The following is a 235-nucleotide window of genomic DNA, read 5'->3' on the forward strand; positions in this document are numbered from 1 at the left end:
ACAAGGAACATATATAGACCATCCAACCGCCGCCGCGCAGGATGAGGCAGGAGCCCCGATGGCCCGATACCGGTTCCACTGCACCAAGGGCCTGGAATGCGTCTTCGACGCCCGCGGCGCGGAGATTCGCGCGGCCGGGCGCCTCACCGTGCGGGCCCGCCGGGACGCCGCCGACGTGATGCGGTCGTTGTCCGACGAGACCGACTGGTCGGACTGGCAGGTGAGCGTGCACGAC

Annotated in this window: 1 protein-coding gene; it reads left to right on the plus strand. The window is 68.9% G+C overall.

Annotation, left to right across the window (positions count from 1 at the left end; translation table 11 throughout):
* Positions 1 to 58: 58 nt before the first annotated feature.
* Positions 59 to 235, plus strand: a 177-nt coding sequence (locus AC0IY0_RS29055; protein ID WP_471766514.1) for a DUF6894 family protein, incomplete at its 3' end; no start/stop codon positions are given.

This window comes from Methylobacterium sp. AC315, assembly GCF_979253755.1.